The organism is Spiroplasma endosymbiont of Cantharis lateralis (genome assembly GCF_964030855.1).
Classification (GTDB): Bacteria; Bacillota_I; Bacilli_A; order Mycoplasmatales; family Mycoplasmataceae; genus Spiroplasma_A.
In genome coordinates this window covers 619,305-642,262 of record NZ_CAXIQF010000008.1, presented here as the reverse complement: position 1 = coordinate 642,262, position 22,958 = coordinate 619,305, and the positions used below count along the sequence as shown (strand labels likewise).

22 protein-coding genes and 1 riboswitch are annotated in these 22,958 nt (G+C 24.8%); of the genes, 1 reads left to right on the top strand and 21 read right to left on the bottom strand.

Features of this window, described 5'->3' with window-relative positions; genetic code table 4:
- The 8 genes from AAHM99_RS05295 to AAHM99_RS05260 all read right to left on the bottom strand — a co-directional run bounded on the left by AAHM99_RS05295 (position 1) and on the right by AAHM99_RS05260 (position 7,573).
- On the bottom strand, positions 1 to 438 hold the full coding sequence (locus AAHM99_RS05295) for a hypothetical protein (RefSeq protein WP_342275626.1): 438 nt from the start codon (positions 436 to 438) through the stop codon (positions 1 to 3).
- 1 nt (position 439) lies between these two features.
- Positions 440 to 2,674 carry a hypothetical protein gene (locus AAHM99_RS05290; protein WP_342275625.1) on the bottom strand — a complete coding sequence of 745 codons (2,235 nt, stop codon included), beginning with the start codon at positions 2,672 to 2,674 and terminating at the stop codon, positions 440 to 442.
- A gap of 16 nt (positions 2,675 to 2,690) precedes the next feature.
- The gene (locus AAHM99_RS05285; RefSeq protein WP_342275624.1) at positions 2,691 to 3,407 is read right to left on the bottom strand and encodes a YebC/PmpR family DNA-binding transcriptional regulator; all 717 of its coding nucleotides are present in this window, start codon (positions 3,405 to 3,407) and stop codon (positions 2,691 to 2,693) included.
- 611 nt (positions 3,408 to 4,018) lie between these two features.
- On the bottom strand, positions 4,019 to 4,636 hold the full coding sequence (locus tag AAHM99_RS05280; protein ID WP_342275623.1) for a deoxynucleoside kinase: 618 nt from the start codon (positions 4,634 to 4,636) through the stop codon (positions 4,019 to 4,021).
- A complete protein-coding gene (locus AAHM99_RS05275) occupies positions 4,637 to 5,389 on the bottom strand; it encodes a pseudouridine synthase (RefSeq protein WP_425288812.1) in 753 nt (250 codons plus the stop codon).
- Complete coding sequence (gene scpB, locus AAHM99_RS05270) at positions 5,386 to 5,946, bottom strand: SMC-Scp complex subunit ScpB (RefSeq protein WP_342275621.1); 561 nt, start codon at positions 5,944 to 5,946, stop codon at positions 5,386 to 5,388. Before scpB ends, AAHM99_RS05275 begins: the two co-directional genes overlap by 4 nt.
- A 20-nt stretch (positions 5,947 to 5,966) precedes the next feature.
- A complete protein-coding gene (locus AAHM99_RS05265) occupies positions 5,967 to 6,707 on the bottom strand; it encodes a segregation and condensation protein A (RefSeq protein WP_342275620.1) in 741 nt (246 codons plus the stop codon).
- Positions 6,708 to 6,727: 20 nt separating this feature from the next.
- Positions 6,728 to 7,573, bottom strand: a complete 846-nt coding sequence (locus AAHM99_RS05260; protein WP_342275619.1) for a hypothetical protein — start codon at positions 7,571 to 7,573, stop codon at positions 6,728 to 6,730.
- A 127-nt stretch (positions 7,574 to 7,700) separates the two neighbouring features.
- On the opposite strand from AAHM99_RS05260, the gene ispG reads away from it, so the two are divergent.
- The gene (gene ispG / locus AAHM99_RS05255; RefSeq protein ID WP_342275618.1) at positions 7,701 to 8,774 is read left to right on the top strand and encodes a flavodoxin-dependent (E)-4-hydroxy-3-methylbut-2-enyl-diphosphate synthase; all 1,074 of its coding nucleotides are present in this window, start codon (positions 7,701 to 7,703) and stop codon (positions 8,772 to 8,774) included.
- Between the two features lie 9 nt (positions 8,775 to 8,783).
- Here the strand turns inward: ispG and AAHM99_RS05250 are convergent, their stop codons facing one another.
- From AAHM99_RS05250 to AAHM99_RS05190, 13 genes are all read right to left on the bottom strand, one after another.
- Positions 8,784 to 9,611: an aldose epimerase family protein gene (locus AAHM99_RS05250; protein ID WP_342275617.1), complete on the bottom strand. Its 828-nt coding sequence runs from the start codon at positions 9,609 to 9,611 to the stop codon at positions 8,784 to 8,786.
- Entirely contained in the window at positions 9,604 to 11,115 is a 1,512-nt protein-coding gene (locus tag AAHM99_RS05245; RefSeq protein WP_342275616.1) for an MFS transporter, read from the bottom strand. Before AAHM99_RS05245 ends, AAHM99_RS05250 begins: the two co-directional genes overlap by 8 nt.
- Before the next feature lie 60 nt (positions 11,116 to 11,175).
- Positions 11,176 to 12,762 (bottom strand): hypothetical protein, encoded by a 1,587-nt coding sequence (locus AAHM99_RS05240; RefSeq protein WP_342275615.1) that lies wholly within the window; start codon positions 12,760 to 12,762, stop codon positions 11,176 to 11,178.
- A 147-nt stretch (positions 12,763 to 12,909) separates the two neighbouring features.
- Positions 12,910 to 13,458 (bottom strand): ribosome recycling factor, encoded by a 549-nt coding sequence (gene frr, locus AAHM99_RS05235; RefSeq protein WP_342275614.1) that lies wholly within the window; start codon positions 13,456 to 13,458, stop codon positions 12,910 to 12,912.
- Positions 13,459 to 13,477: 19 nt separating this feature from the next.
- Complete coding sequence (pyrH, locus tag AAHM99_RS05230) at positions 13,478 to 14,191, bottom strand: UMP kinase (protein ID WP_339029557.1); 714 nt, start codon at positions 14,189 to 14,191, stop codon at positions 13,478 to 13,480.
- A gap of 84 nt (positions 14,192 to 14,275) precedes the next feature.
- On the bottom strand, positions 14,276 to 15,652 hold the full coding sequence (locus AAHM99_RS05225) for an amino acid permease (RefSeq protein WP_342275613.1): 1,377 nt from the start codon (positions 15,650 to 15,652) through the stop codon (positions 14,276 to 14,278).
- Positions 15,642 to 16,673, bottom strand: a complete 1,032-nt coding sequence (locus AAHM99_RS05220; RefSeq protein ID WP_342275612.1) for an alpha/beta hydrolase — start codon at positions 16,671 to 16,673, stop codon at positions 15,642 to 15,644. Before AAHM99_RS05220 ends, AAHM99_RS05225 begins: the two co-directional genes overlap by 11 nt.
- Positions 16,674 to 16,784: 111 nt before the next feature.
- On the bottom strand, positions 16,785 to 17,735 hold the full coding sequence (locus AAHM99_RS05215) for an energy-coupled thiamine transporter ThiT (RefSeq protein ID WP_342275611.1): 951 nt from the start codon (positions 17,733 to 17,735) through the stop codon (positions 16,785 to 16,787).
- Between the two features lie 25 nt (positions 17,736 to 17,760).
- Positions 17,761 to 17,856: riboswitch (TPP riboswitch) on the bottom strand.
- 61 nt (positions 17,857 to 17,917) lie between these two features.
- A complete protein-coding gene (locus AAHM99_RS05210) occupies positions 17,918 to 18,811 on the bottom strand; it encodes a hypothetical protein (RefSeq protein WP_342275610.1) in 894 nt (297 codons plus the stop codon).
- Position 18,812: 1 nt separating this feature from the next.
- Positions 18,813 to 19,688 carry a translation elongation factor Ts gene (gene tsf / locus AAHM99_RS05205; RefSeq protein WP_342275609.1) on the bottom strand — a complete coding sequence of 292 codons (876 nt, stop codon included), beginning with the start codon at positions 19,686 to 19,688 and terminating at the stop codon, positions 18,813 to 18,815.
- An 11-nt stretch (positions 19,689 to 19,699) separates the two neighbouring features.
- Positions 19,700 to 20,542 (bottom strand): 30S ribosomal protein S2, encoded by an 843-nt coding sequence (gene rpsB, locus AAHM99_RS05200; protein WP_342258527.1) that lies wholly within the window; start codon positions 20,540 to 20,542, stop codon positions 19,700 to 19,702.
- A gap of 197 nt (positions 20,543 to 20,739) precedes the next feature.
- Positions 20,740 to 22,092, bottom strand: a complete 1,353-nt coding sequence (locus tag AAHM99_RS05195; RefSeq protein ID WP_342275608.1) for a Sapep family Mn(2+)-dependent dipeptidase — start codon at positions 22,090 to 22,092, stop codon at positions 20,740 to 20,742.
- A gap of 11 nt (positions 22,093 to 22,103) precedes the next feature.
- Positions 22,104 to 22,952 carry a J domain-containing protein gene (locus AAHM99_RS05190; protein ID WP_342275607.1) on the bottom strand — a complete coding sequence of 283 codons (849 nt, stop codon included), beginning with the start codon at positions 22,950 to 22,952 and terminating at the stop codon, positions 22,104 to 22,106.
- Positions 22,953 to 22,958 lie beyond the last annotated feature (6 nt).

Sequence of the window (22,958 nt, the reverse complement as noted above, 5' to 3'; positions counted from 1 at the left end):
TTAATCTTTATTAAATGCTTCTTCTTTAATTGCTTTTTTGTCCTTTAAAACTAATTTCCCAAAAAAATAAGTTTTATCTTCTATAATTAGTTTTCCAAAAAACTTTGAAAAACTAAAAGCATATATAAAGCAAATTATAGAAAAAGTAGTATAAGTAACTGTCATCTTAACTAATAATAATTTGGACTTTTCATTTGTATTATCAAATCCATTTAATAATTCTGGTGCTCTTAGACTAATCCCCCATATTATTGATAAAACTATTATTAGTAAAAAAATAAAAATATTAATTGATAGAAATATTCAATTTATTTTAGTTTTTTTCTTATTTACTAAAAAAATAGTATAACCAAAAATAAATCAACCTAAAGTTACAATAACAAATAATAAGGACATATAGCCAATAAGTTCTAAAATAATCATATATCACTCAATCATTTTATCTATCCCCTCAATATCTTCTAGTTTCTATTTTTAATTTATTAATAATATTTTTATAACCCTGAATTTCATCATATCCTTTTTTACTTGATATATATTTTTCAAGATTTGTTTTATTTGACATGATATTTTTATCAAATAAAGTTTTATTATAATTTAAATCAAATTTTGTACCACTAAGTTTTTTACCTAATTTAAGAGTTTGTGCTATATTTTTGTATAAATATTCTTCTGAAAAATAATTTTTATCAATTAAATAATTAATTTTATTAACATTATTTGTTCCTACAGCTAATTGTAAAAGTCTAGTTGAAGGCATAAATTTAAAGTCCTCATCAGAATTAATATCTGCAGTTTCAATTATTTTTTGCTTATCTTTTTGTGTATCATATTGTGGATAAGTAAATAATGTATCTCCAGAGACATAACTTATATCTATAAAACTATAATCATTAAAATCAGATGATCAAGCAGAATGACCCTCTTCTCATCCATTTAATATATATTTCATATAATGTGGTTCACCTTGCTTATAAAGTGAAGATTGTATATAACCTAATATTCCAGGTTCTGCTCTTGTTAAACTAAAAGTACTATCTGAGTCTAAAAAGTATTCACCACTTTTTAAATTATTTTTGTTTCTAAAATTTTTAAAATTATTATAGTTCTTGTTTTTCTCATTATAAATATCTAGCAAATGAGTTCAAGCATAATCAATGTGATCATAACTTTCAATATTTTTATAATCAATATCTCTTTCTCAATCTGAAAAAGCCATTCCTAAGTAATCTTTATTTGGATCAACTTTTTTTAGTCATTCATTAGTTTTTATAACTTCACCAGAATTTATTTCATCTAAATAATAATATAATTTTATTTCATTAGCTCATTTTGGTTTTTTATTATCTACGTGTTTTTTAAATTCCTTAAATCATCAATTCATAAAACCTTGTCCTACACTATAATTTAAAGAACCATTAACATAAAAATATTCCTCTTCTTTTTCATTATAAATGTTAAGAGTTTTATTATCTGTAGTTCAACCAGATTTTGTTGAGTTAACAAAACCATGTTTCATTCCAGCGTCAGCTAAAAGATTTAAATATGTATCAAAAGTTTCTCAATCACTTTCATCAATATAAAGATCATCTTGAATGTCTTCAATAGTAATAAATTCTTCTTTAGAATTAATTGTATTAAAATCTCCTTTATATCTTCACGGAGTAAAGTTTAAAGATTTTCTTCTTACTTTTCAAAGATTATGAAACTCTCTTTCATCATCTCAATTAGTATTTCAGCTATCATCAATTCTTAATTGAAAAGAATCCATTCCAAGGTCTGCAAGTGATTCATACTCATTTTTTCAATATTTATTTCAATTAAAATCAAGATATTCATCAAAAGATAATTTATCTTCGATTCCTATTGGAACTCCTCTATTTTCATTTTCTTTAAAAACACTATTATAATAAGCAGAAGTTCATTCAGGAAAATAAAAAATATTATAATCTGCTTCTTTATAATCATCATAATTTATATCAAATAAATTTAGAGTTATTTGATTATTAATAGAGAAATCTTTTTCATTATCTTTTTTACCAGTAATTTTGAAATTAAGTTTTTCAACTGCCTTATTTTTAATCTCATTTGATTTTACAGAAACATTTATTATATAAACTTTATTTTCATAAACATTATTTAAAACTTTTCTATCATTAATTTTTTCAGGAACAAGTAATGTTTGTTGAATACCAAATGGATTTTTCATACCATTAGTTAATTTATAATCACTAGCATAAATAAATTCATTAAATCCAAATTCTACTTCAAAATCTTGTTCATTTATTGACTCTTCTAATTCAACTTCTATTGAGTCAAATTTTTCATTAGCCACTAACACTATTTGTGCAGTATTAAAATCATTTTCTCAAATGTCTATTGAATGCTCATTATTTAAATAATTATATTTTTCTATATCTCCATAAAATTCAGCATTTTCCAATGAATTACTTTCTTCGCTTGGGATATACAAAGCATAATTTTCATAAGCATCTGTAGAAAAAGCATGTAATTTTTCTTTTCCCTTAAAATTTTCTGTCATTTCATCTGTTAACTTGAAATCTAAATAGACGCTTCTTTCTAAACTAGATTTATTTATAAATATTGCTAGTGAAAAAATTATTAAAATGAATTGTAAACAAAGAGTTGAAATTAGTAAAATTTTTTTTGTCATAGTACCCCTTTATATATTAATTCTCAACATTATGATAAATATCTTGAACATCTTCTAATTGATTTAATTTTTCAATTAATTTCTCAAAATTAATTTTTATTTCATTATCTGTTATTGTAATCATTTCATCCGCTAACATTGTAGTTTCTGCAATATTATAATTATTAACACCAGCAGAATCCAAAGCTTTTTTAACTTGATTAAATGAGTTAAAAGGCGCATAAATGACTGTCATATTTTCTTCTTCTACAACATCATTTACTTCACAATCTGTTTCCATTAATAATTCTAATGTTTGTTCGACATTTTTCTGATCAAATGCAAAAATACTTACTGCTTGAAATGAGTGAGAGACAGCTCCACTGTTGGCAATCTTGCCACCATTCTTATTAAATGCATCTCCTATTTCAGCAATAGCTCTATTAACATTATTTGTTAGTGAATCAACAATTATCATCGAATTTCCTGGGCCATAACCCTCATATCTATTTGAAGTATAATTATCAGCATCTCCACCCTCAGCTTTTTTAATTGCTCTTTGAATTACATCAGCTGGAACTTGTTTTGATTTTGCTTTATCAATTGCACTTCTAAGAGCTAAATTTGAATCTGGATCTTTGCTACCAGCTTTTGCAGCCATATAAATTTCTTTTGAAGCTCTACCATAAATTGCTGATTTCATAGCAGCTGTTTTTTCCATACTTGCTTTTCTAACTTCATGTGCTCTTCCCATATTAAAACTCCTTTGCATTTAAAAACTTTACTATAAAATTTTACACTAAAATTTTTATTTATTTGGGAAAAGTGTCATATTTTGTTTTCATAATTATATTTATATTAAAATCATTCTAATTACAACTAAATAATTTATTTACATAATTTAAATTAATTAGAAAATCTACATATTTGTAACTTTTTTATTATAAATAGGTTCTATTACTATATATAATTTTTTGAATTTTTATTAAGTAATCTAATATCAACAACACTATAAATTTTTAATTTTTATAGTTTTATTTTTAAGTTCAAAATAATATTTCAATCATAAACAGTAAAACAAGTTTAGAAAAGTTTAAGTGTCTTTTTAACTTCAAATTTATTGTTAAACTCTTTTTATAACCTTTAAAATTATAAAAAAAATAATTCATATAATAGTATTTTTGATACTTACATAATTTTAGTAACTTATAATTTTATTTAAGAACTATTCTAGATATTAAAAAAAAAAAAAAAACTTAAAATTAAGTTTTCTTTTTTAGCTCAATAACATATTTATAAAGTCTTTTAATAAAAATATTTATATTTATTAAATAACAATTTTTATATCTAAAAATTATACAAGTTTTATTTTACTAATTTTGGATCTATAGAATAAATTTTATTCATAATAAAGTCCATTTTTGTTTCTAAATTATCTGTTTCAGCGTCTACTACCAAAAAATCAAACATATGTTTTCTTCTTTCAAAGAAATCATCATATTTTTTATTTAATGTTTCTCAATATTGTCTTGGAGTATTAAGTTCTTGACTTCTTCCTCTTTCTTTAATTCTTTGAATTGCTTTGTTGGTTGAAACTTTTAAATAAATTACCAAATCAAATGTTGCTCTATGCGCTAAATTTGGAATAACAACATGCTCATAAAAATCAGTGTAAGTTTTATAATCAATATCATTCATTGTTTTTAATTCATGATTAACTGCAACAAAAATTGGGTCTTCCAAAATTGTTCTATCAAAAATTACGTTTTCCAAAGATTTTGCTGCAATTAATTGTTGACTTCTTGCAGTAAGCATATATATTTGCATTTTAAATACATTAGCTTCCATATCTTTATAGTAATCATCAAAGTATGGATTATTATCAATTGGTTCTGGAAATATTTCATAACCTAGTCTTTTTGAAATCTCTTCACTAATAGTTGATTTACCTGCACCAACTGTTCCAAAAATAGCTATTCTCATTTATTTACCTCTCTTAACTTTCAATGAATTATAAATTCCATAAAACTGCTTAATTTCATGCGACTTTAGTTCTCTAAATTTACCAATTGGTAAATCATCAATTGTTAAAAACTCTATTTGAGTTCTTTTTAATTTTCTTAAATAGATATCTGCTGCAACTAGCATTTTTTTTACGTGATGCTTTCTTCCCTCTGCAATTGTTAATTCAATAACAGATTCATCATACTCTTCATCATATTTAAGTAATCTTGCTTGAATTGCTTTTGTTTTGTAATCATCATCTATAATTACACCATCTACAAGTTTTTTAATTTGATATTTATGAACCTTTCCTTTACATAATGCTTGATATGTTTTTCTAAATTCATATTTTGGATGCATTACAAAGTTTGCAAATTCTCCATCATTTGTCATAATTAAAGCTCCCGATACATCATAATCAAGTCTACCTACTGGATATACTCTTAATTTTGAATCCCTAAAAAATTCTGCCACTGTTTTTCTGTCTTTTGGGTCGTGCATTGTTGTTAATACTAATCTAGGTTTATTAAATAAATAATAAACCTTTTCTTTATTCTCATCTAAATTTTTATTATTAATATCAATTTTTACATTTGTATCAAACTTTGAACCCATTTCTCTAATAACAGTTCCATTAACTTTTACTCGACCTTGTTCAATTAATCTTTCTGCTTGTCTTCTTGAACAATAACCTCTAGTGGCTATTATTTTTTGTAATCTTTCTTCCATTATGAACCTCTATTAAAAATGTCTTTTTCTTCTTCTATTGCTTCTTTTAGTTTTGGCAACTCATCTAAGCTATTTAAATTAAAATATTTTAGAAAATCATCTGTTACTTTATATAGCATTGGCTTACCAACATCTTGTGATTTTCCAGCCTCTTGAATTAAATTTCTTAGCTTTAATTTATAAAAGATTGTTTCGCAATTTACACCTCTAATATCTTCAACATTAGCTCTTGAAATTGGACCTTTATAGGCAACTATAGAAAGAGTTTCAATGCTTGCTGTTGAAAGTTTTGATTCAGTCTTTACATTTGCTAATTTTGTATAATATTCAGCATTTTCTTTTTTTGTAATTAATCTAAATTTATTTTTTGCAAATTTTTGAATATTTAAACCGCATGACTCATCGCTCTTATATTTATCAACTAATTTATCAATTATTTTTTCAATCTCATTTGTACTAGCTTCATTTAATATAAATTGCAAATCTTCAATTGTTGTTCCCTCATCACCACTAACAAATAATAGACCTTCAACTATTGCTATCTTTTTATTCTTATCCATAATTTTCTCCTTTTAATAATCTAATTCAAATACTTTACAATAACTTCATCTCCATTTTGAGAAAGCGTTATAAATTTCTTAGCTGCTAAATCTAATACAGCTAAGAAAGTCGCTACCATCATTCTAATTGAGAATTCTTTTAATTCAATTAACTTTGCTAAATCAATTTCATCAATATTATTATTTTTCAAAAATGCTTTAATTTCTTCTGCTACTTCTTCAGGTGAAACATCTACTCTATTAATTGTATTAACTTCCATTCTTTGGAATTTATTTTTCTCAATTGCTTTTAAGAATATATTTGAGAATTTTTCTATATCAATATTATTTTGAGCTAAAGGTAATTCGTCATCATCAATTTTAGCTATTTTTATTATACTTTTTGTTTTACTAAAAGTCTTTAAAAAATCTTCTTGTTTTGTTTTAAAGAAATTTGTTACTTCTTTAATTTTATGATATTCCATTAATCTGCGTATTAAATCATCTCGTTCTTGATCTTCATAATTTGAATCAACTTCAACTTCTTCTTTTGGGATTAATAATTTTGATTTCAATTCTATAAGGTATGCAGCCATAACCAAATATTCACTTGCAATTTCAATATCTAGTAACTCATATTCTTTAATATAGCTTATATACTGTGAAGAAAGTTCGATTAAATTAATGTCCATAATATTCATTTCTTTTTCTTTTATTAAATGAAGTAATAAGTCCAGTGGTCCATTAAAATTATTTAGTTGTATTTCATTTCATTTATTCATAATGTACCTCTTAAATTAAACTATTTTTCCACTCTTAAGGAATCTAATGTTTCTTTGATTTGATCGTTTGATTGTAAGTATTTATTTAACGCTAGCATTATTCTACCAATTATTATGAATAATAACTCTAATGAGAAGCAAATATTATATTTATATGCTGGATCAACAAAGTCATGTTCAATGGAATTTCTTAACCTTCTAATATAATGTCAAGCCTTAGAATAAGTTACTCTTTCAATAACATCTGATAGTTGTTGGAAATCGAAAGCGCTTTTTGATAAAAAAGAAATATTTGGCAAAAAATCATTGGAAAATCTTAATGACTCACTAGAGTATTTTGTAGGTTCTTTTTTACAATACTTATCATTTAAATGCTTTGCAATATAAGTTAATTTATCAAATATTGTGTAAAGATATTTGAAACTTTCATTTTGTTGATGAAATTCAACTGAACTTACACTATACAATTCTTTAAAATTTTTTAGTGCATCATATTCTTTTGATTTTTCTAAAAAATATTTAAAGATTCTTTTTATTTCTACAAAAATTGAGAAATTGAAAGTACTTTCTTCACTATAAATTGCTTTTTCAATTGATTTTTTTACATTGCTTGTATAATTGTGAACATTTTCAGTACTTAATTTAATTCCACTTGCTTTTTTAAAAGTAATATCTAAATATCTGGCACTATTATCACAATATTCAACTAATTTTTCAATAATTGCATCATTTTTGAAAAAAGTCTCATCAATGTAGTTTTGAATAATATCACTATATTTATTAAACTCTATTAAAGATTCATATTCTTTAGAGGCAAGTGATTTATTGATTTTAACTATATCTCTTAATGTAGTTTTTTCTGACATAATTTTTACCCCTTACTATATTAATTATACATAAAAAAAATTTTATAACCCCATTATGTGTACTAAAATTTAGCTTATAAAAGAGTGTATAATATTTGAGTAAAGAAAAGACAATTTGGAGAAATTTATGATAAATAGAATTAATACACGAAAAGTTATGGTTGGCAATATTGAAATTGGAGGAAATAACAATGTTGTTATTCAATCAATGACAACATCAAAAACTCACAATGTTAAAGAAACTCTAGAACAAATAAATTCACTTTATAAAGAGGGATGTCAAATTGTTCGTGTTGCAGTATTAGGTATTGATGATGCTAATGCACTTAAACAAATTGTAGATAACTCCCCTGTCCCTATAGTTGCAGATATCCATTTTAATTATAAATTTGCCTTAATTGCAGCAGATGCTGGTTGCGCTAAAATAAGAATAAATCCAGGAAATATTGGAATTGAAGAGAATACAATTGCAGTTGTTGAAAAATGCAAAGAGAAAAAAATACCAATAAGAATTGGAGTAAATTCAGGTAGCTTACCAAGAAAAATGGTTGCTCAATATGGTTGAACTGCAAAAGCAATGGTTGAATCTCTTAGAGAACATATTGAGATATTAGAAAAGTATAATTTTAAAGATATTATTTACTCTTTAAAAGCAACTGATCCTTTAATGGCAATTGAAGCCTATGAACTTGCTAGTGAAAATTGAGACTATCCTGCACATTTGGGAATAACCGAAGCTGGTAGTTTATTAAATGGAGCAATAAAATCAAGTTTTGGTCTGGGTTATCTTCTTCAAAGAGGAATTGGAAGTACTATAAGAATTAGTTTAAGTGAAGACCCTGTTGAAGAAATTAAAGTGGCAAAAAGATTATTAAATTCACTAGGTCTATTTGAAAATATGGTTGAGGTAATTGCTTGTCCAACTTGCGGAAGATTAGAATTTGCTCTAAGAGACGTTGTTAAGGAAGTTGAAGAATTTGTAGAAGAACTGCAATTCCCTTTGAAGGTAGCAATACTTGGTTGTGTTGTTAATGGTCCCGGTGAAGCTAGTCAAGCAGATATTGGAATAGCTGGTGGAAATAAAGGTGGTATTATTTTTAAAAAGGGAAAAATTTTTAAAACTGTTCAACAAGATATGTTGGTTCCAGAATTAAAAGAACTAATATTAGAATATTATGAGGAATGAAAAAAGATGCAATAGCATCTTTTTTTAAAATTCAATTTGTAATAAAAAATTTCTTTCTTGATTAGGTTCTAAATTTAAAACTCCTGGTTTATCTTTTAACTCCTTAGATATTTTATTTTTCATATCAGGTAATCCATTTCAATGTTCAATACAAATAAAATCACAATCATTATTTTCTCTTCATAATACTAAATCTTTAAAATCTTTAGTTTTAATTTTAAATTCTATTTCTCCATTATTTAAAACAATATCTTCATGATAATAATTATCAGTTATATATGATTTACTGTTATTAAATTCTAAACTTTTATGTGTAAATTCTTTAATTTCAATATCCTTATTTAAATTTACAATAAGTCCATTTTCAAATTTATCTGAAAACAAAACTGGCTTATCAAATTTTAGATTTCCTTTATTAAAAAACTTAAAGCCAGGATGATGTCCAAGTGAGAAAAACATAGTTTCGTCCTCTAGATTTTTTACAATTATGTTTAAAAATAAATTATTGTCTATTAAATATAATTCAATTATAATTTTAAATTTAAATGGGTATATATGATAAAAATCATTATTTGAAATATATTCTATAACTACCCTACTTTTGCTATCCTCAGTAACTGTTCAATTCCTTATATCTCTAAAAAAACCATGTCTCTCAAGTTTTAAAGGTTTACCATTATGTTCTAAATTACCATTTAAATTACCACAAATAGGAAATAAAATTGGTCAATTTTTTTTTCATTCTGAACTTTTTTGATATATTATTTCTACATTAGATTTCTTAACACTTTTTATTTCAAAAGGATTAATTTCAAAAATAACTTCAATTTCATCATTAAAAATCTTATTCATAATCTTGATTAATATCCTCCTCTATTGCTTTTAAGTTCAATTTTGTTTTTGTTTTTGTTATAACTCTTTTTTTAATTAACATTTTTAAATTTTTTGTAGCTGAATTGTACTTATTATAGTCTGCAAATATTTTATTACTCATAAAGTAAAATATTAATATTGAGGCAAGCACAATAACACAAGCAATTGACATTATTAATGTTGAGAAATTATCAAAGGTTCTTAAAAGTTTGTCTATTTCCTCACTTGTTGAAGTCTCTTTAAAAATAAGCAATTGATCTAAATTTGAAAAATTTTTAAAAATACCTACTTTTAAACTAGATAAGCTATTTTGTGTTACTTCAACAATAAAATATCCAAGAAACATTGAACTACCATAAAAACCTGTAACTGGATTTTTTTTAGCTCTATAATTTCAAAATACACAAGCTGAAAATAATGAGTAAATAATTTGATTAAAGCAAATTCCAGTAAGTATATTTAATAATATAAATATAAATGGATTAGAAGTAAATGCCATTATTGTATATGCTGAAAACAAAGTAAATAGATTAATATAGATTAAATATTTTTGTTCTATTATTTTTCTTAAAACTTTATAACTTAATATTGAAGCTAAGATTGTTGGAATTAAATAAATAAATTCATTAATTCTTAATCAGGTCAAAACATTCTCGTCATTTAGATTTAAATTAGTTAAATTTAAAGCAATATATAACTTTATAAATAATGAGTTATTTATTGCACTAGTGAAAGTTAATAGAAAAGCCAATGTGTAAATAATAAAGAAAGTAAAATTATTCTTCTTAGGTAACTGTTCTAAAACTTCATTATCAAATACTTGAACTAGGTTTTTATTTTCCTTAATTATAAAACTAAGTGCCAAACCTGTAATTAACATTGATATCAATAATAAATTAAATACAATTGTACTTGCATTGTTATTAGCAACCATATTTACATTATTAAAATAAACTCCTAAAGAAGATGAAAAAGAAATAAATATAAATGTAATTCAAACTGAAGGCATTATATATATTCTAAAAAAGCTTTGCTCATTTAAAAAAAGAGTAAATAATGTTGAACTTGCTAAACAAAATGAAAGCATAATTGATACAATGATTAACATTCATAATGGCAAATTTAGAAAACTTATTAATGCTAAAACTAAGATTAGTAAAACATTACTTATTTGAATTCAAATTTTCCTATTTTGCATAATTCCCGTAGTAAAAGTTGCGATTGGCTTTAGAATAATTAAAAATAGAAAAGTTGAAAAAACACTAGCTAAAATAAAATTTGTCGAACTAATATTTTGTTGTAAACTTATCTGATTTTTTATTTCAATACCTGCATATCCTGCTGCTACTCAAAATAAAATAATTTGAACTAATCATAAATAAGTAGTCTTTTGTAATTTTTCTTTTTTGCACAAAAAAACCATTGAAATAGCACAAATTATAAAAAGTATTGGAAATAGAATTATTATATCTCAGTGTTTCATTTTGCACCTCAAATTATATTTTATTACAAATTAAAACTAAAAGGTCATTTAAATGACCTTTTAGTGTGAAATTTTTTGATGATTTTGTTCCTTTTTAGAAACTACTGGGTTAATTTGTTGCTGATTAATTTTTTTAATATCTTTTTTAATTTTTTTAATTTCATTATGAACTTTAATTAAATAGACACTTGATTCATTATTATAATTTTGAATTGAGTCAATTATTTCAACCCTATTCTCAAGTTGAAAATTATAAAATGCAATTTTTTTATATTGTTTATCACTAATTATTATCAAATAGAAAACTAAGTAAATTAAGAAAACTAATGTTATTGATATAAATGCTGTCATAAAAATAACATCTATTGCATTATTAAAATTGAAAGTAAATATGGCACTTAGATTTAATGTTTTATTTTGAACTCAGTAAACTGAACTTTTAATAAACAGTCCAATGATTGGCGTAATTACCATAGCTAATAATAAAATTACTAATCATAAACTCATTAATTTAAATTTTTTATAAATTTTAGAGTTTTTTAAAGCATCCTGATTAAAATTTCTGTTAACTCCAAATAAAGTGTTTGTATTATCAACATTATCTCTATATTTTTCATTTAAACTATCTTGAAAATTTTGTTGCTTATTGAAGTTTTCAAACAATCTTCTAGTATTTAAAGGTCCAGTTTCCAAAGTATCAAAGTGTTTCTCATCAAACTTCTTATTTGAGTTATTTGCAAACTTATTAAGTTCAATTTCTTTTGCAATTACTTCCTTATCTAATGACTCAGTAAAATCATTTTTAAATAGGTTTGTATTATTATTTTCAACTTGATTAATTTCCTTATTTAAATTAGAATTCAGCTCTTTTAATAAAAGAGAGTTTCTTTCATTTGAAGGATCAGATTCCAATTCCTTTATTAAATAATCTTTAAATTTATCATTTTGATTAAAGTTTGATTCATCAGGTGATGAACTTTCTTTTAATTTTCTCTTCTCATACTCGATTTCATGTTTTTTAAAATCTTTAATTTCTTGTATTCTATTAATTTCAGATTGTTTTTTTTCTTGTTGTAATTTTCTTGTAGGAATTATTTCAGTAGTTTTAGTAGCTACTTCCCCAACCAACTTTAGATCACTAAAAGTTTCACTTATTGGTGAAATATTTTCTAATGAAGATTTTCTCCTTGGTGTCAAATGAACTTTTGTTTCAGGAGTTTGAAAGTTTTCAACTAATGTAGATGATGTGTTAGACTTTTCAAATATATTTACTGTTTCATCATTTTCAAAATCATCATTTTCAAATTTATCAAAAATAACATCATCTAATGTAAATGTATTTTCTCCAGTTAAATCAAACAAACTAATATCTTCAGTTTCTTGTGTTATACCAATTTCTGAAAATAAAGATTCAATATAACTAGTATCAGTAATTTGATTTTCAGTTACCTCTTTTTGTACTTCTTTTCTTGGTCTTAACTCAATTTGTTGAACTTCTTGAGAATTAACTGTTACTATTTGTTGATCTATTAGGTTTTTTAATTTCAAAAATTTAATGAAACTAGAATTAATCTGTCTTTCAATTATTTCTAATATTACATAATTTTGGCGATTATATGATACAACCATCCCTATACTAAATCCCATAAGATACACCTCTAATATTTAGTATATATATAAATAAATGTTTTACAACCTTGCTTGAGTAACTTTTATAATGTATCTTTTAAGTTGAATTAGGGTCAAACATTAGATAAACAAAATAAAAAAAAAGCATAAGCTTTTTAATAAATACTAAATTTTCATCAAATCATTTTCTTTATCTTTTGCCATTTTATCAAGCATATCAATAAATTTATCAGTGTGTTTTTGAATTTGATTTTCTAAATCTTTTTTTACATCTTCTGGAGATGAACTATCTTTTTTAATTTTATCATTTGCATCTCTTCTTGCATTTCTAATTCTAACTTTAAAACTCTCAAGTTCTTTTAGCATTTTTTTAACTAAGTCTTTTCTGATTTCTTCAGTTAGTGCTGGTATATTAATTCTTACTAAATCAGCTTCAGCAATTGGATTTAATCCCAAATCAGCCTTATTTATTCCTGCTACAACTGCAGCTACCTGACCTTTATCATAAGGCTTAATAACTAACTGTTGAGGCTCAGGAGAAGATACTTGTGAAGTTTGATTTAATGGTGTTGGAGTTCCATAGAAATCAACCATAACACTATTTAGCATATTTGCATTAGCTCTTCCTGTTCTAATTTTTAATAAGTATTCCTTAAAACTTTCTATTGTCTCTTCCATACTCATTTCAGTGATATCAATTATTTCATGTGACATTTTAAAAATCCTCTCTTATTTATTTAATTACAGTGCTTTCTAATTCACCATGTGCAATTTTGATAATGTTGTCTGCACCATTCATATCAAAGACAACAATTTCCAATTTACCATCTCTTGATAATGCTGCAGCTGTTGAGTCCATAACTTGTAAGTTTCCTGCAACTAAATCATTGTGTGTTAATTTTTTTAAAAATTTTGCTTGAGAATTAGTATTTGGATCAGAATCATAAACTCCTTTAGTTCCATTTTTAGCCATTAATAAAGCATCAGCTTTAATTTCAATTGCTCTAATACTTGCTCCAGTATCTGTTGTGAAGTAACTATAACCAGTTCCTCCAGCAAATATTGTTACATAACCTTCATCAAGTTTTTCTCTTGCATTTCTATAGTTATATGAACTTGTTACAGTTTTAATTTCCAAAGATGAATAAACTTTTACTTTATCAAATCCTAATTTTCTTAATGTAGCTTCAAATGCCAATGCATTCATAATTGTTGCTAACATTCCCATATAATCCGCTTCAATTCTAAATAATTCAAGAGTATCTGCTAATTTTCCTCTTCAAATATTTCCCCCACCAATTACAATTCCAATTTGCAAACCTTGCTTAGTTAATTCAATTACTTGTTTTGCAACAGCATCCAGTCTTTCCTTATCATAAATGTCTCCATTTCCTTTTAAGGCTTCTCCAGATATTTTCAATAGAACTCTTTTAAATTTTAGTGCCATACTTACCTCGCTAGATAGATTATAACAAAAACCCATATTTTTTTGATAAAAATATGGGTTTTTTGCAATTTAATATTTATATTATTAAATCTGTTTATTATCAGCAACTTCCTTTTTTGCTTGTTTTTCTTGTAAATAGAATTTTAAAAAACCTATTGGAACAATTAAAATAACCAATAATATAACTAAAATAGGTTTTCAAATATCAGCCATTTTTGTTGTACTTAACATTAACATCATTGACCCTCCAAGTGTTAATAGACAAGTTAAATATGCAAAAGTAACAAATATTCAAAATAATCATTTTTTATAAATTTTCTTATAAGTAGGTTCTTTTAATCTTAAGTAGATTACATTAGTTGTCATTAATATTTTTAATGCACTTACTGCTAATGAAAAATAAGCTAATAGTTCAACAATTTGATTAAAAATTATATATAATATAGCACAACCAATTAAAAGTAACATAGCCATATATGGCTGATTTGATCATTTAGAAGTTTTTAAAAATGGTTTAGATAAATCTTTTTCTTCTGCCATCTTGTATATCAATCTTGTTTGATATAACAAAAATGCATTAATTGAACCAATAAATAATAAAATTGCTAAAACATTAAAAGTTATTTTTGATCAATAAGGTAATTTAGAAAAAGCCAATAATCCTTGATTACCATTTGCCATTTCGTCACCTGATGAAGCTAATGATAACAGAGCAATCCCATTTATTAAATAAATTGCAATAACAATTATCACACCACAAATGATTACTCTTGGTGTAGTTTTTTCTGCATTTTTAATTTCTCCTGCAACATAAGTTGGTACTTCTGTACCTGAATATGAAAACATAGTCATTGTAATTGCTGGAATTAATAAAGAAGATGAAATATATGCTTGACCTAGACCTTGATTCATTTCCTTATTACTTAAAAGTCCATTAGTTGAACCATAAACTAAAGCTAATATCATTACAAATAATATTGGTAAAGCTTTAATTACTAAAAAGATTATTTGACTCACTTGACTACTATTTTTTAAAAATATTTGAGTTCCTCCAATTAATAATAAAATTAAAATTGATATAGTCTTTAATAAATAAATATTATCAGATTTCGCCATACTCATAATAATTGTAGATAAAGCTAAGCAGCTACTTGCAATTGCAGTTGCTGATACAAATAATGTTAGAACTCAACCAAATCAGAAACTCATAACTTTTCAATTTGCTTTTCTTAATCAACTATAAGTAGTTCCATTTTCTTGAAAAGAAATTGCAGGTTCTACCATTAAAAATGTTTCAGGAAGAATTATTATTCCCCCAATAATTCAAGCTAATATTATAAGCAATGGATTATTACCAACCATCATAAAAACTTGATTAAAAGTAACAAGTAAGCTTGAACCAATTGTTGCTGTTAGTGTCAAAGCTAACACAGTTCAAAAACCCATTTTTCTATTTTTCATTTTTTATTCTCTCGCTTTCCTGTGAAAACTCTAAAGTTCTATTAATGTACTCTTCATTATAATCTGCAATTACATTTACATGTTCAGAACCTTCTGGTGTTCATAATATACTTCTTTTATTTTTTTCTAAAGAGATTTTTTTATTATACATATCTAAACTCATTTCATAAGGAATAAATGTATCACCAATAGCATGTATAAAAAATATTGGTACGTCCTTATTAAATTTCATATTTTTAATTAAATTGTAACTATTTTGATTAGTCTTTGTGATTTTACTAAACTTCTTAGTATAATTTAAACCATTTAATCATCAAGCTTTTTTAAAAAAATTATTTTGAATGTAATAACGATATTGATACTTAATTTTATTAAAACCACAGTCAGCAACTACTCAACTTATTTCATTTTTAAAAAGACCTTTTTGAGAATATAAAATAGAAGTTGAAGCGCCCATGCTATTACCGATTAAACCAATATTTTTAACATTATTGTTAATCTTCAAATCTCTTATAATTTCATCTAGCATTTCAATACTTGAATAGCCAATATCAGTATATTTGCCATAACTCTCACCATGTGCAAATGCATCAAAAGATAAAATATTATATCCCTTTTTAAAATAGTGGTAAACAAGTCTTAACGCTAAATATTTATCTTCAGTTCAGCCATGTAAAGCAATTACTCAATTATCGCTTTTCTTGTTTATAACTTTAATGCAGCTTATATCTCCCTTTTTAGTTTGCAACCTATACTCTTTAATATCACTATTTTTAAATGACTCCTCTTTTAAACTCATTTTTTTTAAATCTCAATAGTGATAATCTAAACAATTTAATTTACTTTCAATATTTGGATACTGACCAATATTTCTCTCTTTTTCAGATCTTGGATATGTATAACAAAAATCCTTATATATTTTAAAGTCCCTTTTTGATTTTATTAAAATTAAAGGAATTAAAATAATTGTAAGTATAATTCTTGAAAAATTATACTTATATTTTTTTATATTTTTAGACATAAATTATTCCTCTCAAGAATTTCATTTTAATTCCTACAAAAAAATTTTAAAAGATATATTTGATATATTTTAATTTTTATAAAAAATGAAAATTTTTTTTATATTAAAAACTTACTCAGTATACTCTTCTTGATTTAAGTTTCTATTGTAAAAAAATCTTTCTTTTACAGTTCAAAGTGACTCACATATTGAGGGAATACAAATTATTAAAAGTATATAATCAAAAATTGTATTTATAGAATTATAAATAAATGAGTAGCCAATATTATTTGCTCAATTAAATTCTTTATTAATTACTTCAATTTTATTTGGATTTAATCAGTATACAACTCCTGAAGTAACTCTTGAGAAATATAGAAATATAATTGGTATAGAAATAAAAGCAAATCATACTCCAATCTTAGTAATCATTCTCTCTGTTTTTACATTTGGTGTAAAAAAACCTGCTGTAAAAATTAATAGAGTTGGCAATCAATAATCAAAGAAAAATTGTCAAAACTGTAAGTATGCTCCTGGCAAAAGTATTGATAAAGTTGCTGCTAAGAAACATAAAGTAATTGAAGCAGATATTGATAAGATAAAAGCTCCAAAAAAAAGTGGTATATACTTAAATGTCAATGTAATATAAAAAGGCATTGGTGGAATTAATCCTGTTACAAAACCTATTGAAAAATATAAAGCTAATAATAGTGAAATTGAAGTTATATCAAATATTGTTCATCTTTTAATTTTTATTTTTTTAAATTTAAACTCTTGTTTACTTAAATAATAAATTAAAGTCTCCAAATTAAAAGTTATAAAAGCTAATGCCATTATATTTTTTTTATTAATATTATCCTTATCGAGAATAATATTAAGAATTAATGAAAAATTTATTAAAGTAAATAAAATAAAAAATAATGAAAAGCAAAAAGAGATGGTTATTATTTTTCCAAGTAATAGACTACCGTTTTGATCTCCTGCCTCAATAATTGTAATAATTGCTCAAATCACCAAACCTAAACATATTAATATTCTTATTGTAGATAAAGCTATTGATAATTTTATAATTTTTTTATTCATGAAGTTCCTCCATGAAAAAGGCAGAATTTTTATTCTAAAGGTCTTCCTACGCTAGTATTAACTAGATCAGGTTCTAAGAGTGTTTCTCAAACTTATTTAAAAGTTACCTCTGCCTTTTTCATACTTATTTTATATTAAATAAAATAAAAACACATATTAAAATGTGTTTTTATCTATTAATTTTATTTCTCTAAATCTTTCTTAGATTTTGCAACTGTCTTTTTGGCAGTTGATTCTGCTTTAGCCACTGTTTTTTCAGCAGTTTTTTCAGCTTTCTCAATTGTCTTTTCAGCTTTTTCAACTGTTTTTTCAGCTGTTTTTTCAGCTTTTTCAACTGTCTTTTTGGCAGTTGATTCTGCTTTAGCAACTTTCTTTTCAGCTACTTTTTCAGCTTTTTCAATTGTTTTTTCAGCTTCTATTTCCACTTTTTCAATTGGTGCTTTCACATCTTTTTGAGAAATTTCTAAAGCTTCAGATCTGATTTTAGCCACTTGTTCTTTAAAATAAGTAACCTCATCTCCCTTTTCTGGATTAACACCTGTTTTTGATGCATTCTCTAAAAAATAAATTCCTAAAGCTGTTTTTTTACTAAATTTGATTTTTTTAATTGTTCTTCTACCTTCTAAGTAGTTAACATAAACAGCACTTTTTTCATCATCTTCAATTATTTTTTGAATTTTTGATAATTTGATTGATTCTCCCAATGTAACAATTTTTTCATCATCAATATAAAATCATAGTTGATTTGAAAAAAATAAAACCATTGAAAACCAAATTGCCGATGTTACAAATGATATTACAATGCAAACAATAAACAATGAATTACTTAAGCTTGGACTTTTTAAATCTATAAAATAAAATACTAATGACATCACTGCTGCTACAATTGATAAAATTTGTAAACATATCATAATTCCAACTAATAATTTATTAGCAAACTTAACTTCTGATTTATTTGTTTTAAATAATCCTGTTAAATATCATGAATAGACTGATGATAATGGTGCTACAGTTAAAAGAACAATTGAAAGAATTAATAAATTACTTGCTTCTAAAGATAATAAATTATTAACCATATTAATTACCTGCCAACTGTGCTGCAACTTCAGCTGCAAAATCTGTTGTTACTTTTTCAATTCCTTCTCCAACTTCAAATCTAAACATTTGTTTTAAAGTTGCGCCTTTTGATTTTACAAAGTTTCCTACTGTTTGTTTTTCATCCATTACAAAACCTTGATCCAATAAAGTTATTTCAGCAATTTTTTTATTTAGTTTTCCTTTTAAAATATTTTCAGCAACATTTTCAGGTTTACCAGTTAAATCAGTAGTTTCCTTAATAATATGCATTTCTTGATCTTTAAATTCCTGAGGCACATCAGTTTGTGATAAATATTTTGGAGACATAGCTGCAACATGCATACAAACATTATATGCATCTTCACTTGAAATGTTTCCATCAAAATTTAGTAATACAGATATTCTTTTATTTGCATGATTATATATTGCTAAATTTTTTCCTTCAACTGCAGCAATTCTTCTTAATTCAATTTTTTCACCAATTGTTGCTGTTGCTTCAACACAAGCTTCACTAATATTTTGCCCTGATGCTAATTTAACATTTAAAGCTTCTTGCAAATTTGTAGCTTTTGATTTTAATAAAGCATTACCTATATTTTCAATTAATGCCATAAACTTATCATTTTTAGAAACAAAATCAGTTTCTGAGTTTACTTCAAAAATAATTGCTCTTTTACCATCAGTTTTTGCAAATGAAACTCCTTCAGCTGCAACTCTATCAGCTTTTTTAGCTGCTTTTGCTAAACCATTTTCTCTTAATCAAACTACTGCTTCTTCAATGTTACCGTTTGTAGCTTCTAAAGCTTTTTTACAGTCCATCATTCCAGCAGAAGTCATTTCTCTTAATTCTTTAATTAATTGTGGTGTAACTGCCATTTTAATCTCTCCTATTTAGTTTCTTCTTTATTTACAGCAGGTTTTTTAGGTGCAGCTGATCTTTCACCCATTGAATCATTATTTCTTGGTGTATATGGTCTTTGACCTTCTCCATATTGTTTCTCTTCTTTTTTCTGAGCAACAATTTTTAAACTACTTGGTTGCATTTTAATACCTGCTGCGTCAGCATAAACATCAACTATAAAATTAGTAATAATATTTACTGATTCTTGAATATCGTCATTTGCAGGAATTACAAAGTCAACCATATCTGGATCAACATTTGTATCACAAATAGCAATAACTGGAATTCTTAATTTTCTTGCTTCTTTAACAGCAATTTCATCAGTTTTAGGATCAACTACAAACATCGCTGCAGGTAGTTTATGCATTTGTTTAATTCCACCTAAAGTTTTTTCTAATTTAGCTTTTTCTTTTCTAATTAAAATTTGTTCCTTTTTAGGTCTTAAGTTTATTTTTCCTGTTTTTTCTTCATTTTCAATGTCTCATAAAGTTTTAATTCTTAATGAGATTGTTTTCATGTTTGTTAATGTTCCACCCAATCATCTTGAGTTTACAAAGAAATTACCACTTCTTAACGCTGCTTCTTTTACTGCATTTTTGGCACTTCTTTTTGTACCAACAAAAATTATTTTCTCTTTTTTTTGTCCAATTAAAGTAACGTATCTTTTAACGTCTTCTAATCTTCAAATAGTTTGTTGTAAATCTATAATATGATTTTTATTTTTTGCTCCATAAATATATGGTTTCATTTTTGGATTTCAACGCTTAGTTTGGTGTCCAAATTGAGCTCCAGCATCTCATAACTGTTCTCTTGTTAAATCTTTTGCCATGTTTTAATTTCCTTTCAAATTTTTATTCGTTAATCTTCCATAATGGTTCTAAATAAATCCACTTGTTTAATTAAAAATAACAAGCACTAGGATGTAAAATTCCCATATGTGATTGCATACCCAAAATTAAATATACAATATTTATAGTATATCATTTTTTAATATTTGTTCTACAAAAAAATAATGCTTTAAAAGCATTATTTTAATTTTGTTAATTTAACTAAGGATTTTGCATAAATTTCCATCATTTTCTTTAAATCATCAATTTTTACATATTCATTATATGCATGCATAGTTGAATCATTCATATCAAATTCTGCTCCAAAAGCAATCATATTTGGCATTGATTTAGCAAATGTTCCCCCACCAATTGCTATTGGTTCAGCTTTTAAATCTCCAGTTACTTCTTTATAAACTTGCATAATGTTTTTTACAACTTCACTATCTTTTGGGAAATAAACTCTATCTTCAATTGATGATAATTTTAACTCAATGTTTTGATTTGAAACAAATTTTTTTAAAACTTCGACAACATCTTTTTTTGGTTCTCTTGTACAAGGTATTCTAAAATTAATTGTAAATCTAAAGTCTTTTTTAGAAACTTCAACTATTCCATTACAAGCAGTTAAACTTCCAGTCTCATCTGTTAAGTCTCCAAATATCTCTTTCATATCAAAATTTAAGTGAGCATATTTTGAAACAAATTCAGCCAAAGGATGTTTCAATCCCATTTCAGCAATTGCTTTTAATAATCAAGTTGATGCAGATATTCCTTTAAAAGGTAAACTTCCATGAGCTGATACTCCCTTTACAAATAAGTAGTTATCTTTTTCATAAGAATCAATTGAGTTTTTCTTTAATCAAGCTGCAATTTCGCTTTTTTTAGGTCCATCATATTTAACTAAATCATTTACAGCGTTATATACTTCTCCTCCACTTAGTTCAAATTCTGATTCAAATTTTCCCACTAAATCAACATCAGCAATTCATTTTTCTGCATAGACAACAGGAAAATGACCATCAGGAACATATCCTAAATCGCACAATTGTTCATTTGCAACATATGCTTCCATACATTCTCAGTTTGTTTCTTCACTTGTTCCAAAAATAAATCTTACTTTATAATCTGGTTTAAAACCATTATCAATTAGATATTTAAAAGCAAAAATATTCATCATTGTAGGCCCTTTATCATCAAAAGTCCCTCTGCCAATTAATTTTCCATCTTTGATTATTGGTTCAAATGGATTAGTTTTTCACTCATCAATATTTCCTGCAGGAACAACATCTAAATGACAAATTATTCCAAATAATTTATCTCCAGTTCCATAATCTGCATAACCATATCTGTAATCTGGAGCTATAAAAGTTTCAAAACCAAAACCCTTTAATAAATCTATACAATGATTTAAAACATTTTTTATTTCTTGATGTACAGGTGCTCCATATGTCAAATCTCTTCTATAAGATGGCATAGCAACTATTTTTTTTGTTTCTTCCAATGCTTGATCAAAATATTGACCTAATAATATATCTTTAACTACATTCATAAATTATCTCCTTAATTTTTATTTCTTTCCTTTACAACAATATCATAGGCATCATTTATTTGAGCCATTTTTTCTTTTGCATATTCATTATTATTTTTATCTGGATGATACATTTTAGCAAGTTTTAAATAAGCTTTTCTAATTTTATCATCTGAATCAGTTGGTAACACTTCCAATATTTTGTATGCTTCTACTAATTTTAACTGCTTTTCATCAACTTCAAAATTTGTTTTACTTTTTTCTTTTGATTTAACCTGCAATTGAATTTCAATCATTTCAATAATTTTGTTTAATTGTTTAGAGAATTCAAGAAACTGACTATCAATATACTCATTCAAATTTTCTGGTTTAATTGATTTAAAACTTTTATTTTCCTCTTTAAAAATGATAGCTGGTATAACTGCTAAAATAAATGTCTGCTTATACAAATTAAAAGTTTTTGTAAGAAACTCACTGTATATCAATAGTAGAACTTTTGTTGAAAATACAATGAAATTCTTTTTAGATAAGTTCTCAAAAATTACGAAAAAATCAAACTCCTTAACTGCTCAATAGTCATAAAAACTTTTTTGAGTATTTTCAATAGTTAAAATTAATTTTTCATTTTTATATTTATTCTTTATTTCTTTAAAATCAGATTTGAATGGAAATCTATTAAAGTTTTCGACTAAATCAATTTCTTTTATTAAAACTATTTTATCCTTTTGGCTTGCAAATGAGGATTTAAAGCTTTTTAATGCTTCATTAACTTGAATATTATCTTTACTATTTTTTTCACGTTTTCCTAATTTAATCTTATACAAAAAACTTAAAATACCAAATAAAAATAATAAAATAAAAACTAATACTCAAAATGACATTATTAA